General features: G+C 36.8%; 14 protein-coding genes. All 14 read right to left on the reverse strand.

Annotated features, from left to right (window positions below):
- Positions 1-9: 9 nt before the first annotated feature.
- Entirely contained in the window at positions 10-1,776 is a 1,767-nt protein-coding gene (locus IEX29_RS17990; RefSeq protein WP_188735869.1) for an ABC transporter ATP-binding protein, read from the reverse strand.
- A gap of 200 nt (positions 1,777-1,976) precedes the next feature.
- The gene (locus IEX29_RS17995; RefSeq protein ID WP_188735871.1) at positions 1,977-3,155 is read right to left on the reverse strand and encodes a glycosyltransferase; all 1,179 of its coding nucleotides are present in this window, start codon (positions 3,153-3,155) and stop codon (positions 1,977-1,979) included.
- Complete coding sequence (locus tag IEX29_RS27135; protein WP_188735873.1) at positions 3,148-4,314, reverse strand: glycosyltransferase; 1,167 nt, start codon at positions 4,312-4,314, stop codon at positions 3,148-3,150. The genes IEX29_RS17995 and IEX29_RS27135 overlap by 8 nt, the downstream gene beginning before the upstream one ends.
- Positions 4,315-4,347: 33 nt before the next feature.
- The gene (locus IEX29_RS18005) at positions 4,348-5,538 is read right to left on the reverse strand and encodes a glycosyltransferase (protein WP_188735875.1); all 1,191 of its coding nucleotides are present in this window, start codon (positions 5,536-5,538) and stop codon (positions 4,348-4,350) included.
- A 28-nt stretch (positions 5,539-5,566) separates the two neighbouring features.
- On the reverse strand, positions 5,567-6,709 hold the full coding sequence (locus IEX29_RS18010; protein ID WP_188735877.1) for a polysaccharide pyruvyl transferase family protein: 1,143 nt from the start codon (positions 6,707-6,709) through the stop codon (positions 5,567-5,569).
- A 74-nt stretch (positions 6,710-6,783) separates the two neighbouring features.
- Entirely contained in the window at positions 6,784-7,974 is a 1,191-nt protein-coding gene (locus IEX29_RS18015; RefSeq protein WP_188735879.1) for a glycosyltransferase, read from the reverse strand.
- Positions 7,946-9,082 (reverse strand): glycosyltransferase family 1 protein, encoded by a 1,137-nt coding sequence (locus IEX29_RS18020; protein ID WP_229720278.1) that lies wholly within the window; start codon positions 9,080-9,082, stop codon positions 7,946-7,948. The genes IEX29_RS18015 and IEX29_RS18020 overlap by 29 nt, the downstream gene beginning before the upstream one ends.
- Positions 9,083-9,086: 4 nt before the next feature.
- A complete protein-coding gene (locus tag IEX29_RS18025) occupies positions 9,087-9,458 on the reverse strand; it encodes a helix-turn-helix domain-containing protein (protein WP_188735882.1) in 372 nt (123 codons plus the stop codon).
- Positions 9,459-9,461: 3 nt separating this feature from the next.
- Positions 9,462-10,616 carry a DegT/DnrJ/EryC1/StrS family aminotransferase gene (locus tag IEX29_RS18030; protein WP_188736062.1) on the reverse strand — a complete coding sequence of 385 codons (1,155 nt, stop codon included), beginning with the start codon at positions 10,614-10,616 and terminating at the stop codon, positions 9,462-9,464.
- Positions 10,617-10,683: 67 nt separating this feature from the next.
- Positions 10,684-11,478: a methionyl-tRNA formyltransferase gene (locus IEX29_RS18035; RefSeq protein WP_188735884.1), complete on the reverse strand. Its 795-nt coding sequence runs from the start codon at positions 11,476-11,478 to the stop codon at positions 10,684-10,686.
- Entirely contained in the window at positions 11,479-12,114 is a 636-nt protein-coding gene (locus IEX29_RS18040) for a sugar transferase (RefSeq protein ID WP_188735886.1), read from the reverse strand. It abuts the gene before it with no gap.
- Positions 12,115-12,129: 15 nt separating this feature from the next.
- Positions 12,130-13,194: a UDP-glucose 4-epimerase GalE gene (gene galE / locus IEX29_RS18045; protein ID WP_188735888.1), complete on the reverse strand. Its 1,065-nt coding sequence runs from the start codon at positions 13,192-13,194 to the stop codon at positions 12,130-12,132.
- A 16-nt stretch (positions 13,195-13,210) separates the two neighbouring features.
- Positions 13,211-14,293: an EpsG family protein gene (locus IEX29_RS18050; protein WP_188735890.1), complete on the reverse strand. Its 1,083-nt coding sequence runs from the start codon at positions 14,291-14,293 to the stop codon at positions 13,211-13,213.
- Between the two features lie 23 nt (positions 14,294-14,316).
- On the reverse strand, positions 14,317-15,207 hold the full coding sequence (locus IEX29_RS18055; RefSeq protein ID WP_188735892.1) for a glycosyltransferase family 2 protein: 891 nt from the start codon (positions 15,205-15,207) through the stop codon (positions 14,317-14,319).
- Between the last annotated feature and the right edge of the window lies 1 nt (position 15,208).

Raw genomic sequence — 15,208 nt, forward strand, 5'->3', positions numbered from 1 at the left:
GCTCATACCTTACATAATGGATTGATTCAGCTTATTATTTACCGATACTAACCTGCCGTTGTTTATCCTGTAGACAATGTCACAATTTTCAATGGTACTTAATCGATGTGCTATGATAATTAAAGTCTTATTTCCTTTCAGTTTATTGAACGCATTCATAATTTCTTTTTCCGTTTTATTATCTAATGCAGAAGTTGCCTCATCCATAAATAATATCTCCGGATTATGGTATAACGATCTTGCAATGCCGATTCGCTGGCGCTGCCCCCCTGATAATTTAACTCCTCTTTCGCCAACCGGTGTATCAAGCCGGTTTGGAAGCTCTTCTACAAATTTCTTTAACTGGGCCTGCTCTAAAGCTCTCCAAACCTCTTCATCCTCAATTTGATCATCATTTAATCCAAAAGCAACATTTCTGCGGATAGAATCATCCGAAAGAAAAATAGCCTGCGGGATATACCCAATCTTCTCCTGCCATAAAGATCGCTGCTCCAATAGATCTATACCATCAACTAAAATACTCCCCTTTTCAGGCGGGAACAAGCCTAATATAATATCAACAATCGTTGTTTTACCGGCTCCTGATTCTCCGACAAACGCAACTGATTTCCCAATAGGAATCGATAAAGAAACGTCTTGAACAGCATACTTATTTTGATTTGGATACTTGAAAGATACTTCATCCATTTGAATGGTGTTGTGAAATATTTTTTCTCCCCGGCTCATTTCCATATCATTTTGACTGGATAACAGAACATCTTTATTCATAAATAAATCATCATACACAATGTGTAAAGCCGGCATACTGTACCGCATTATCGTAATCAATGAAACAACACGGTTTATAGAAGGCATCAGCCGAAATGCTGCCATAGCAAATAATGCCATTGTTGAAATAAAATGAGATAAATTTGTCCCCTGAAGAATAATGATCAGTGCTGTTATTAGAACGATTGCCACCAGCATTGTTTCGATAAAGTATCTAGGAACAATTTCCAGCATTTTTAAGTATTTTGTATTATTTGCTTGAACTTGACTGTGCTCCGTATATTCCTTTATAAAAAAATGCTCTCTCCCGGAAACCTTTACTTCTTTACTGGCTCCAAGCCCCTGATTTACCCACTTTATCATTTTTCCGGTTACCTCTTGATGTTCTTCCCCGAGATAACTGATTTTTTTACGATAGCTGATAAAAAACAGGCAGACACTTCCCCCTAATAAGACAGCTGCTGCTGCGGTTGCCAACGGGGATGTTATTAACAATAGTGCTGCAATAAACAGGATTACCAGAATCTCCGTTAATAATTGAAATCCGGAAATCATTATTCCATTGAAGACTTTTGCTACTTCTTCGTTTACATTTCTCAAAAGATCAGCCGTGTTTTTCTGTAGATGAAAGGTGTAGGGCTTGGTTAAATACGCCTGAAATAAATCCCGGGATAATCTTACTTTTTGATTCAATGTCACTGTAATTTGAGTGTAATTAAAAATAAGTAAATACACATTTTTAACGATAAATACCGCTAATAAGATGACTACTGCAAATATGATAAAGGCGTTTACTGTCTGGAAGTTAAACCAGTCGTATACATTTTCAAGGACAGGCTGCTCCTGGATCACTTTTGGATTTACAACAATTCCAACAAAGGGAACAATGATGCCTATACTGATGGTTTCAAATACTGCTGCGACAATCATCATAATAAGTAAAATGATTAGTTTCTGCTTTTCTCTTTTTGAAAAAAGTCTTAGTAGTTTATGAACATTATTCGCCATTTCCTCACCTTTTTAATTTTAATGAGTGTTCAAAATGTCCGGTAAATAGGACCAAGAAGTTCAAGGCGACGAATATTTTTCAAACGGAGCGTATGCTTTATAATACGTGAGTATTGTAAAATATTCGTCAACGCAGAAATTCGCCATGTCATCTTTATTGGACTTTTTGAACATCCTCTTTTAGAAGTTTTTAAGACAGATTATTGGATCCCTTCCACCATGTTATAAAGCTTTTCCATCTCTATCGTTGTATCTGCAGCTTGCTCCGCCAGATTACTGCTAAATTTCCCTCTTAAGCTTTTATCGCTTAGTAATCGCAGGATGGCATTATAAATCTGTTCCTTCTCAAAATTTACGATTAGTCCTGTTTCTCCATGGCTGATTTGTTCGGCTGCACCGGTATTTGTTGTAATGATCGGTTTGTGCAGCACTCTTGCCTCTGCAACGGTGAGAGCATAGGATTCATGTCGGGATGGCTGAATATAAATATCACATTCCTTTATATACGGATAGGGATTTTTTATCGTACCCAGTAAACACAGATTATTTTCTAAATGATATTCTTTGATCATTGTCTCCATCTTCTCTCTGAGAACACCATCACCTATTAAATACCAGCGGACAGGGTATCCTTTCAATAATAATTTTGAGAGAATTTCCGGTATAATATCCTGCCCCTTCTCTTCTGACAGTCTGCCAACTGTCAGAATGCGGATTCCTTCAAACTTATCATGATAGCCTTCTTCCTGCTCCGACAAGATTTCCAGTTTGTTCTTTTCGATAATATTATAAAATGGAAATGTTTTATCTTTCAGATTAGGGAATATTTCAATAAACCTTGTCACAGCGTATTTGGAAACACAAAATATGCAATCGAATCTGTCATAAAACTTCTCGCCATGTTTCCGCATTCCCTCCTCGTAATAAGAGACATCACAATGAATCCAGATGACTTTCTTTTTTGCTTTAATATTATTCATCACATAAAGGGTAGGAAGTGTGACCGGACTATGGTAGGCTATAGCAATATCGTAAACTGTTTCATCTCTTGGGACCATCCTGGAATAATACTTGTTCTGCTTATAATTAGACTTCGTATGCTGTATCAATTTCGTGTATAAACCGGTTTTAAAAGCGGTTTTAATATCCCCTTTTTTTGTATAATCTAACATTTTCTCCAATGCCGTTTCCTTAGCTCCAAATATATTTTCTACGCTCACAAAATCCGGAATTTCCCCATAAAGCTCTCCATCCTCTGCGACCAGCTTTACTGTCACATCGTAATCTTTTACCTGCATGTTATTCAGCATAGCAATTAATGCCTTTTCGATTCCGCCCATTATCATTTTTTGTGTTACAATCAATATTTTTTTACGCATCTTTTCTCACCTCACTAAAAAGCGGTTCTATATGGTTTTTTTCAACTTTGTTTCTTAATCTATTATTTATGAAATGAGTAATTGCCTGATATATTTCCCGTCCATCAGCTTCAACTACAACACCAGTATCTATTCCATCCATTTGTTCATGTGCACCTGTGAAGTTAGTAGTAATAATGGGCTTCTTAAAGACCTTAGCTTCTCCCAGCGTTATACAGAATCCTTCATGCCGGGACGGCTGAACATAGATATCACATTGCTTAAAAAAAGGATAAGGATTTGCATGTGCACCTAATAAAATAAAATCTTTCTCTACATCAAAACGTTTAATAAGGTATTCATATTCAGACCTGCTATTACCCTCGCCAACGCAGTACCATCTGACTTTATATCCTTTTTCTCTCAGTTTTGCTAATACCGGAATAACAAGATCCTGCCCTTTTTCTTTACTTAACCGGCCGATAGTTAATATTCTTATTCCATCAAAGGCATCATCAAAGCCCCTGTCTTCTTCTGCCATTCGTAAGATCAAATCAGAAGATATTCTATTAGGATAAAACGCTATATTACTCTGTAATTCAGGCAGTACACGAATCAACCGATCCCTCCCCTCATTTGAAACAGTATAAATTCTGTCAAACCTTGGGTATAATCTTTTGGAAAACTGTACATCGAAATCTATCTTTGTCACATCAAAATGAATCCACTGCAGCTTTTTTTCTGCTTTTATTTTGTGAATAACAAAATAGCTTATGAGATCCATCGGACCAGCATAAGCCGCTGCTGCATCATATTCATCTTTTATATCCGCCACATTTCTTAGCATATACTTCAAGAAAATACTCTTATTTTTCAAGAGTCGGGACAGTCCATATATCAGCGAGAAATTCATTGCTCTGATAAGCCTGCCGTTTTTCATAAGGTTCCATATAGTCTGCTTCGGCGGATTAGTAAGCATCCCTTTTACTGCAGGATATTCAGTCACATATTCTACGTTGACATGACTTGGGATTGCGTTTAAAAAACCTCCATATTTCTCCAGCATTAGAATAGTAATATCATATTTTTGTTCAGGCATTTCTGCTATCATATTTAGCAATGCTTTTTCTGTACCGCCGATATTCATATTAATCAGCATAAATATCATTTTCGTCTTCATACTGCTACCCTCTTCCTACAGGCGCATGTTGTGTTATCCAATTAATTGATAAAATTTCTCGATTTCCTCCGTATTCCCCTTCTTCTCCTGCTTCAGATAATGGGTGATAGCTTTTCTAAGGTCTGGTTCATGAATTAATCTTAAGATCCCTTCCACGACAGATTCCGCATTCATATCGACGATAAGCCCATTTTTTTCATGAATCATCTGATTATATACTGCATCAAACCTTGTCGTTACAACAGGCGTATTTAGCATTCTTGCCTCCGCAATAGCAAGACCGAATCCTTCAAATTTAGAAGTCTGAACATATATATCAGCATGCTTGATAAACGGGTAGGGATTAGCCTCAACTCCTAATAAAATGAAGTGCTCTTCCAGATTATGCTTTTTTATATAATCCACTATTTCATTATTCAAAGGTCCTTTTCCTAATACATACCACTTGAAGTGAATTCCTTTTTCCTTTAACATCCTGCATACCTGAAGTGCAATATCATAGCCTTTTTGAGCAGATAACCGGCCAATGGTTAAAATTCTTATTCCATTAAAAGAATCCTGATAACTATTTCCTGCACCCGCCATGAAGGAAATAAGCTCAGGATTATTGATATCGTACATTACTTCTATTTTACCTGCATAATAAGGAAAACGTTCTGCTAGATCTTTTTCAGCTGTTTTGGATACAGCTATAATCTTATTATAAGAAGCATAGTACTTTTTTTGGAACGCTATATCTTCCTCATCAATTATGTAGGTAGCATTAACCCAAGCCAGCTTTTTTTCCGCACTTACTTTTTCTGCTACATAATAAGTTGGAACTCCCTGTGCATAACTTATTGCCACATCATACTCTTTATGGTTGCTTTCAATTACTTTAGATGCGTTTTTCCAATAAAGAATGGCCCGCTTCGTATTATGATATTCCTTTTTGTAAATTGCCATGGAGTATTTAATTCTTGTAAAAAGCATTTGGAACTCTCTTTTTGATAGGGCATGTTTCAGCGAATGTTTCATCGTTTGATTTGCAAAAGTCGTATAGCCCAGCGGTGTAAGTATATTTACTTCTTTCGGTACTAATTTCTCCAAAATATGTCCATAGGAGAATAATTGTAAATCCACATTAAATCTTGAATAATCCAGTATTGATAATAAAGATACTAAACTCTTCTCTGCTCCGGCAATATCCAATGAATCAATCACAAATAGAATATTTTTTTTCACTTTTCTGCCCTCCTTTTTTATTTCTGGATTACCCATTTTCACTTAATGATGGCTCTGCAGCTTCCCCAGGATGTAAAACATTTTCTAGATAGAATTTAGATTGCGTTATTTTCTCATTAAGGATTAATTCACTTTCCTTATAGTTTATTGGATTTAATAAATCTTTCATTTTATAGTGAGGATTTATTAATCTTGATTCTAACTTTAAATCCTCCAGAAAATCTCTCATTCTCGTGTTAATAGATTCTTCTCTATTCACAATGGCAAAGTTTTTCTGATACAGTACGGAAAATACTGCCGCATGAAATGAGTTGGAAATAATAAAGGCTGCATCTCTGACAAGTGAGATAAACACGTCCGGACCAACATGCCGAAAATACTTATCAGCATAATTTACCTTTCCTGGATTGATACTGTATATTTTCAAGTCCTTTTCTTTAGAAATCTTTACAGCAACCTCTTTTATCAGCGAATTATTATCAAAATCATAGACCAGAATATACTTATCGTGAAATTGTTTCTTTCCTATTTCATTCCATTCCTCCCTACTCAACAAAAGCGCGGGATCAACAACCTGTTTTCCATTATAAATTCCCATTTTATTCAGGATGTTAATGCCGCTTTTTTCCCGGACGCTTATTCCGTCCAGCCTTTTTATCCTTTTTTGAACAATGGGGGCCAAATCCGGTGCAATCTCTTCTGTAGCAAAGCTTGCTGCAAAGGATGCTTTTATCTTTCCTTCCGGTACAAACTCTAAATAAAAGGCTGGGTCTTTTCCATTTTGGTAAAGACTATTCCAAATCTGATCACTTCCACATAAATAAACGTCTCTTTCAGGCAATTTATCCTTTAATTCTTCGTTTGAGTGATATTGACATTTTGTTAATGTTAAATATGAAGCTGTAAATTGATCAAAAGCTCTTTTCCTTTTAAATCCCGGTATTCTTAATGGAACTTTAATCCCTAAATAGATCAGCTTTGTCAGCAAATTCGTATCCCATTTTGAGTTATCAATTCGGAATAAGTTATAATGATTGCTTAAATACGCTGGCTTATAGTCAATTACTTCGACATCATGTCCACATTTGGTTAAATACCTTAATAATGCAAATGCCTGCAATGATGCTCCGTGATTATAAGCATCATGACATGTTATTGTGTAAATTTTCATATTACACCCCGTTTTTTCTTTTCAGTGCGTGTACATGCCGACGTGTGTGTTTTACTGGATGTTTGGAACATTCTTTAACAAGACATGATTAAATCATAAAGCTTACTTAACTCATTATAGGAATTGTTAAAATTGGATCTGGAACAATGATGAGCTAATCTCTTCCTTAAATTCAAATTATGATATAATTCCTCTATTCCATCTGCTATCCCCTCTACGGATAATTCGCAAATCATCCCGTCATATCTATCCAGAACCTGACTTTTTGCTGTAGAATAATTTGTTATAAGCACCGGTTTTGCGAGAATCTGTGCTTCACTGACCGTTACTGCTTTACCTTCATATCGTGATGGCTGAACATAAAGATCCGCTTCCTTCATATACGGATATGGATTAATTTTCTTTCCTAATAAGAAAAAATTATCCTGAAGATCATATTCAGAGATAAGACGCCGAATCATTGCCTCATCTCCTCCATAGCCGACAATATACCAGGCAAGGTTATGGCAGCCTCTTTCCTTTAAGAGCTTTAGTGCTCTGACTGCATTGTCAATACCTTTTGCATGAGATAATCTGGCTACGGTAATGATTTTAAAACGATTATCGTGAATCATTGGATTTTCAAGATTTTCTGCTGATAACGCTTGAATAAGGTCCGGAGAAGTAATATTTTCGATAACAATAACTTTCTTCTTCAAAATGGGATATTTATTTATAAATGCCTTTTTACATTCCTCGGAAACAGCTATAATATAATCAAATTTCATCCACATGCTTACATCCATTGTTTTATCGGTTTCCACTACAGAAAAATCTGTATGTATCCAGGCAATTTTCGTCTTGGCATCAACCTTTTCTGCAACAAAATAATGTGGCCATAAGTAACTTATTGCCACATCATATGCTGTATCCAGCTTTGGTAAAAACGGTAATGCATACTTCCACATATATTGCATTTGTCTATAGCCCGTTTCAGATGTCTGATTTCTGACAGCCTTATACTTCGCCAATAAACGGGCGAGCCCCATGATTGGATGTCCTGCTTTAAAAGTATCTTTGATAGACATCCGGAATGTTTTATAGGTCTCTGATTCTTTCAGCAGATTAGGCTGAACTGGTAATTGATCCATAAAATCACCAGTATGGCTATACAGCATAACATCGACATGATAATCTGTATAATTAAAATTATTTAACATGCTGATCAGGCTGCGCTCGACCCCTCCTACCTCCAGATCAAAAGAAGCTATCAATATATTTTCCATGCTCTTCGACCTCATTATATTGATAAATTTTTTTTAATTTATGAACTGCCTGGTTTACAGAATAACCATTATTCTCAAATCCATCCTTAATTTTAGATAGGTTCTGTTCTTTTTGCCCCGCTTTTTCAATAATTTTATCTGCCCATACATCTGGATGATCCGATAGGGAGAGTCTTGTGAATAAGCCGATGTGAAGATCTGCTTCCGGCTGGATTGCCTCTGAAACAATACATGGCACACCGCTTGCCTGAGCCTCTAATAAGACCAGTCCTAAGCCTTCATAAATAGATGGAAAGACAAAAACATCCATACTATGCAGCATAACTGGAATATCTTCTCTTAAACCGGCAAACCGGATATTTTCTTTCAAATCTGCTGCTGATACAATTGCTTCTATTTCATCTCTTAAATCACCATCTCCTACGAATAGCAGCTTCACCGTCTTATCCTTTTGAATGATTCTTTTCATTATCTCTACTAAAAATAGATGATTTTTTGCATCTATAAATCTGCCGATGTGTCCAATGATGATACTCTTCCCCAGACTCTGCTGAAGCAAAAATTCATTTACTTTCATTTCAGGTTCTTCCAAATACGGGTAATAATCGATGGCATTGGGAAAATAGGTGTACTTTGAGCCTGCACTTCTTTTTTCTCCAAATAAGTATTTCCCGGCTGCTTCACTGCATGCCAACAGATCTGTTGAGTATTGAGCAATAAAAAAACGCATCGATTTCAGGTAGAGCTTTCTAAGCAGCCCTTCACTGTCATCCAGCGTTGTATGCGCATGGGAAATTCTTACCTTTATACCGGCTAATCGTGCTGCAATCATGGAGAGACCGCAATGAAATAAGGTATGTGCATGAACGGCGTCATAGGGTCCATACTTCTTTATCACATGATAGAGTTCGAAAACGGAATTCGTTTTTTTTAGCCGGATAATCCTTCCACCCAATTCTCTTATTTCCTGATCATAATGTGCTTCTTCCTGATTGTAGGAGATAAAATCAAATTGGATTTTTTCACTATCTATATTCCGGTACAAATTCATTAACATTGTTTCTGTCCCGGCCCGGTTCATAGCACCAACAATTTGTAATACTTTCATTTTCTCAGGATTTTTCATCTTCATCCCCTGCTTTATCGTTTTTATCCAAATTCTCCTGCTGCCATTTTGCAAATTCAATTACTGTCTTAAACGCTTGTAAGTCATTTGTTTTTACACCTGACTGCTTAAGATCCTTTACAAATTGCAGCCATTTTGTTTCAGGTATTTGCCCTATCCGTGATTCTTCTGAGATAAACGTATTAACCTCCACATTCAATACGCCGGCCAGTCTTTCGATAATTTGCAGGGATGGATTTTGGTTTAAATTTCGTTCTATGTTACTTAAGTAAGATTTTGATATATTTGCACGCTTTGCACATTCTGATAAAGTCAGCCCTCTGGATTTCCGTAATTTTTTTATTTTCTCTCCAATCATGATTTATACCTCATATTCTTGTAATTTCATCTCATCCCTTTTATGAATGGCGCTGTCAAATATACTTCTTATACATCTTATTACCCGGTGTTGTTCCACTTCTGTTAAACTGGAGCCTGATGGGAGACATATTCCTGTTTCAAACAATTTATCTGAAACGGATCCTTCTTCATCGTGCTTAAAGTATCTTGCCCTTTTAAAAAGCGGCTGCAAATGAAGCGGCTTCCAAACCGGGCGTGCTTCTATATTTTGCTTATTCAGTGCATCTAAAATCTGTCTTACTGTAATTCCAGCTTTTCTGTCATCAATAGTCAATGTTGTTAACCAGCGATTGCTTTGAGTATCTTCCAGCTCTTTCATAAACGTTACTCCCGACAGATCGGATAAAGCTTGAAAATACATATTAAATACTTTTCTTCTTAACCTTACTCTGTCATCCAAAACCTTCAGTTGTGACCTTCCGACACCCGCCAGCAGATTGCTCATACGATAATTAAAGCCGGCTACACTGTGCTGATAATGTGGAGCGGGATCTTTTGCCTGTGTTGCTAAATATTTTGCTTTTTCTAATGCTTCTATGTCATTTGAAATAAGCATGCCACCGCCGGAGGTTGTAATAATCTTATTTCCATTAAAGGAATAAATACCATAATCACCAAATGTACCGCTTGCCCTTCTCTTATACAGTGAACCTAATGATTCTGCTGCATCCTCAATAATGGGAATACCATATTCATTACATAGGCAGACAATTTCATTCATTCTTGCACTTTGCCCATATAAATCAACAACAATGACTGCTTTCGGGAGTTTTCCTTCAAAAGCAGACACTCTTAATGCTCTTTCTAAAGCTTGTGGAGACATATTCCAGGATTCTGGATCGGAATCAATAAAAACTGGACTTGCTCCCTGATACAAAATAGGGTTTGCGCTTGCAACAAAGGTTAAAGTGGAGCAAAATACTGTATCACCTTCTGTTACACCTAATAAAGAAAGAGCCAAATGAATTGCTGCAGTTCCCGAACTTACTGCAACAGCCCCTTTTGCTCCGGTCTTTTCAGCTATTTCCTTTTCAAACGCGTCTACATTTGGACCTAATGGTGCAATCCAATTTGATTCAAATGCACTTTTTATATATTGAAGTTCGTTTCCACTCATATGCGGCGGAGATAGATAGATTCTTGATTGGGTCAATAAAAACAGCTCCCTTTTTGAGCAACCTTTTTTAATTCTTCACAAGACTTTTTTCGGAAGTTACAACATTTGCGGTGCTATCTTTGTTCATTAATTGTTTCAGGATAAAGTCGTTAATTAACGTATATTTTTTTCCTTCTACTTCAATAAAGGCACCATTGTATGGAGGGAACCAAAAGGCTCTGATTTTTAAATCTATATCATCTTTGATTAAATCAATTTCTTTCATTTCCTCCATCTCCACTCTGGAAATATATCTTCCTTGATTAGCATTTTGTTTGACGGACGCAAGCCTTCCCCGAGATATGACATCTAAAAGAACACTTTTATATAGTTCTACCTGAATTTCCTGTGTCTTCTTTTCTAAGCTTGCGGCTGTCTCCATCCGATAATCAAAATTAAATTTAAAAGTACGTATGATATTCCCCGTATCAATTTCACTATCTACGTAATGGGCAGTGGCTCCCCACTTCGGCAGTTTATTTAAGATTGCCATATTATATCCGGCTGTTCCCCGCCATTCTGGTAATAAAGCTGGATGAAAATTAATACAGCCAAATGATGGCCCGCTGATTAATGGTTCCTTTATCTTCTTCCAAAACAAATAAGAAATAATTAAATCAATTTGATGATCAGGCTCATACAGAATATTCTCCGCCTCTTCCATTGAAATAACAGGAATCCTTAATTCAGAAGCTTTTTGGGCAGTTGGTGAGTTGGGGAAATGTGAATCCGTAACAACGGCTGCAATTTCCACCCCTTGACTTAATGTCCACTCGATGAGCTCAGCTGCATATTTTTTTCTTCCCATAAAAATTATTTTCATTTATACATCCTCCGAATCTCCTGTGAAATATTGAACCGTTGCTTGCTCTTCCTCGTGAATACCTTCTTTTATAAAGATTTTATTTATCGTTATCAGAATAATTTTCCAATCTCCAAGAAAGCTGATATTCCCTATATACTCCACATCGAGTTGAAATTTATCCTCCCAGCTGATTGCATTCCTTCCATTAATCTGGGCCAAACCGGACAGTCCCGGCCGTACTTCATGACGTCGTTTCTGTTGCTGGTTATATAGAGGTAAATACTGTACCAATAGAGGTCTTGGACCAACAATGGACATATCTCCTTTTACAATATTAAAAAGCTCAGGCAATTCATCAAGGGATGTTGACCTGAGTAATCTGCCAAATCTGGTCAGCCTGACATGATCAGGAAGCAGACTCCCATTTGCGTCCCTCTCCTCTGTCATGGTTCTAAACTTATACATCAAAAAAATTTCTTCGTGAAGCCCAGGTCTTTTTTGCTTAAAAAATACCGGACTGCCCAGTTTTGTTTTAACTAGAACTGCTATCATTAACAACAGTGGACTGAGAACAATAATAGCTATAGAAGCTAAGATGACATCCATCGGTCTTTTTACATATTTTCTATACGTACCATCCCTGCAGATTTTCATTGGATTCACCACAATCTAGGCATGAAAAACACCGATATCTGCCGGCATCGGTGTTTTATGATTACTTATGAAGCTGTATCCATCAGGATTATTTCTCTGCCATCGCCATGTATCTGCACACATCTTTTCTATTCCCCTCATCGCCACCCAGTTTAAATGATTCTGTGCTTTCGCCGGGTCCGCATAACAGGTGCTGATATCACCCGGTCGGCGATGCACAAATTTATAAGGAATCCGGATTCCGGAAACTTTCTCAAAAGCTTTTATTACCTCAAGAACACTGTGCCCTTTCCCTGTTCCTAAATTATAAGCTTCTACTCCTATTCCTTTTTGAACTTGTTCTAATGCCCTTAGATGTCCGACTGCCAGATCAACTACGTGAATATAATCTCGTATACCCGTACCATCTGCGGTAGGATAGTTATTTCCGAATACTTCGAGCTGTTTTCTTTTCCCGACTGCAATTTGTGAAATATATGGCATCAGATTATTTGGTGTTCCGCCTGGATCCTCTCCAATAAGACCGCTGGCATGCGCTCCAATCGGATTAAAGTATCGCAATAGGGCAATACTCCATAACGGATTGGAATAAGCCAAATCTTTTAAAATTTCTTCTATCATTTGTTTGGTACGGCCATACGGATTCGTTGCTTCCAGTTTCATATTCTCTGTCACAGGAACTTTTTCCGGATTGCCATACACTGTTGCCGAGGAACTGAATACTAGATTTCTCACGGAAAACCGCTGCATCACTTCCAATAATAGGAGACTGCCCATGACATTATTTTGATAATATTGTAATGGTACAGATATGGATTCCCCTACCGCTTTTAAACCTGCGAGATGAATAACAGCATCTATTTGATTCTCAGAGAATACCTTTTCCACATTCTCTTTATCCAAAAGGTTTATTTGATATGTTTTAAATGCTCTTCCTGTTATTTCTTTTATCCTTTGTAATGCTGTCGGGCTGCTATTTGAAAAATTATCCAGAACAATAACATCATATCCTTCATTTAACAGCTCTACACATGTATGGCTTCCAATATATCCGGCACCACCGGTCACAAGAACTTCCATTTGTTTCCCTCCCTCGTCATAAAGTTAAAAAATCGCTTACATAATTTATTTTTAGCGTAATGACAGCTTCATAATAGTAAAATGCAAAATAACTGATGATCAGGATCAAATAAATCATTTTCTGATCCTTCTCTCTAAATAACTTAGGTAACCAGGAAATAAGAATAAGCTGATAAAGCTGAAAATAGATGGACACCCTGGCAAAAATCCACTCCTGTGTTGAAAAAACCATAAACACTAACCCGACCAGAGACATATTCACGATAAAATCGCTGTCAGGGAAGATTTTTTTTAGCTTCTTTCTCCCTAAAAAAGCAACAAAAAGAGGGCTTGCTTCCACAACAACCCTGATAATATTAGCTCCGCCTTCTGCAAATTCGTCATATGCACTGTACTGTGAGTCCTCCAATGCTGAAAATAATAAAGCAGTGAATTGTTCATATCCAATGACGACAATTACCGAAAATGAAATAAAGACAATCGCCGTCTTTGACCACGCTTTAAATCTTACCAGAAAGTACATGGGAAGCAGTATTAATGCACTTTGATGAAAGAATGAAGCAAAAATAACAATAAGGGCATACCTAAAAAAATTGCCATTGATTAAAAACTTTATTGCTGTAAACGCAATTGCTGCGGCCAATAATTGCCTCATACCATTCATCGAAACTAAAAATAACCCTCCTGTTATATATACATATAAACTTAATTCCACTAATCTGGAATATTTGTATAAAACAAGGATAATAAGAAGGTTCGTTATTAGTGCAGTAATAAAAATCAGAACCTGTGAATCAGCTAATATATAGTTTTTTATAATCATTTGCAGGATACCAAACCCAATATCTTTTTCAGAGGTAATATATTCCCAGGTGAAATTGTTCGTTTCAAATATATTTCGATAATTAAATGTATCCCCTATTCCGGCGCGGAGGCCAGAGATCAGTATAAGTGACAGGAAAGCTCCAAATATGAGCAGCTTATTGGGTTTTATATGAATAGGTAAACCTGAATTTGTTACCAATACAGGCTTTGCAAAATATCTTGCAAATAAAGTACAAAGAAAAACGATAGCAAGATTGATCCAAAGTAATGTCATTTGCTATATCCTTTCCGCTAGAATTACACGTTTACTCTCCTGTTTTTTGACAAAACATATAAATATAATAAAAATCCAAAAGGCAAAGCTAAGGCTGTAAGTATCTTTTCAGGCGTTTCTTTGATAAATGCGCCGTTTTTGCTTATTAAATTACTGGATACATAGTGTATTGCCTGCCTGTATTTAAATGCTGTATCAGCAAAGGGCAGCTTCATCAGCTCCTTACGGTAGAAGGAAAAGCCGAGCGGGTTATTGTGATATTGTTTCAGCATATTCATGGAAGAGCCATCAGCAAGATACTCCACATGACAGATGATCTCATTCATCAGTAACAGATCATAATCTTTATCAAGCATGTAATATTTATAAGCCAGCCCCACATATTTCTCATTTTCAAAAATAGGGTAAGGATATTTTTTTGTTAATGCTGTGCGATAAACCAGCTTTTTATCTCCTGTTACCCCATGCTTATAATATAAATTAAATAAGGCAGCCTGTTTGATATGCTTTGGAAGAGCCGTGCCAAGGATTTGATTATCTCTATCAGCATCCAGCCCGACCAGCCCGCTGACTTTTTCATTACCATGAGCCTCCCAGAAGGCGAGGATTTTTTCTACTGCATCGTCTGGCATGTAATCATCGGAATCAATACAAACATTTAATTCCGTATCTATTTTTTCATATGCTGTATTATGTGCCCCATGCATTCCCTGATTTTTCTGCCAGCAGTAATTTATTTCCACTTCCCCTTCCTCCTGCCATGTCCCGACCAATTCCTTCGTATTATCTGTTGAGCCGTCATCGAGCACTAACCAGATAAAATCCTTACATGTTTGTCTTTTTAAACTCTCATAACAATAGTGCAGACAGTAAGCTCTGTTAAAGGCAGGAGTAAAGATGGTAAGCTTCTTCATA

The sequence above is a fragment of the Oceanobacillus neutriphilus genome, assembly GCF_014645515.1.
GTDB classification, from domain to species: domain Bacteria; phylum Bacillota; class Bacilli; order Bacillales; family Amphibacillaceae; genus Oceanobacillus; species Oceanobacillus neutriphilus.

Coding starts and splice junctions, on each gene's coding strand:
- IEX29_RS17990 (WP_188735869.1), bottom strand. CDS start 1,776: ATGGCGAATAATGTTCATAAACTACTAAGACTTTTTTCAAAAAGAGAA.
- IEX29_RS17995 (WP_188735871.1), bottom strand. CDS start 3,155: ATGCGTAAAAAAATATTGATTGTAACACAAAAAATGATAATGGGCGGA.
- IEX29_RS27135 (WP_188735873.1), bottom strand. CDS start 4,314: ATGAAGACGAAAATGATATTTATGCTGATTAATATGAATATCGGCGGT.
- IEX29_RS18010 (WP_188735877.1), bottom strand. CDS start 6,709: ATGAAAATTTACACAATAACATGTCATGATGCTTATAATCACGGAGCA.
- IEX29_RS18015 (WP_188735879.1), bottom strand. CDS start 7,974: ATGGAAAATATATTGATAGCTTCTTTTGATCTGGAGGTAGGAGGGGTC.
- IEX29_RS18020 (WP_229720278.1), bottom strand. CDS start 9,082: ATGAAAGTATTACAAATTGTTGGTGCTATGAACCGGGCCGGGACAGAA.
- IEX29_RS18025 (WP_188735882.1), bottom strand. CDS start 9,458: ATGATTGGAGAGAAAATAAAAAAATTACGGAAATCCAGAGGGCTGACT.
- IEX29_RS18030 (WP_188736062.1), bottom strand. CDS start 10,616: ATGAGTGGAAACGAACTTCAATATATAAAAAGTGCATTTGAATCAAAT.
- IEX29_RS18035 (WP_188735884.1), bottom strand. CDS start 11,478: ATGAAAATAATTTTTATGGGAAGAAAAAAATATGCAGCTGAGCTCATC.
- IEX29_RS18040 (WP_188735886.1), bottom strand. CDS start 12,114: ATGAAAATCTGCAGGGATGGTACGTATAGAAAATATGTAAAAAGACCG.
- galE (WP_188735888.1), bottom strand. CDS start 13,194: ATGGAAGTTCTTGTGACCGGTGGTGCCGGATATATTGGAAGCCATACA.
- IEX29_RS18050 (WP_188735890.1), bottom strand. CDS start 14,293: ATGACATTACTTTGGATCAATCTTGCTATCGTTTTTCTTTGTACTTTA.
- IEX29_RS18055 (WP_188735892.1), bottom strand. CDS start 15,207: ATGAAGAAGCTTACCATCTTTACTCCTGCCTTTAACAGAGCTTACTGT.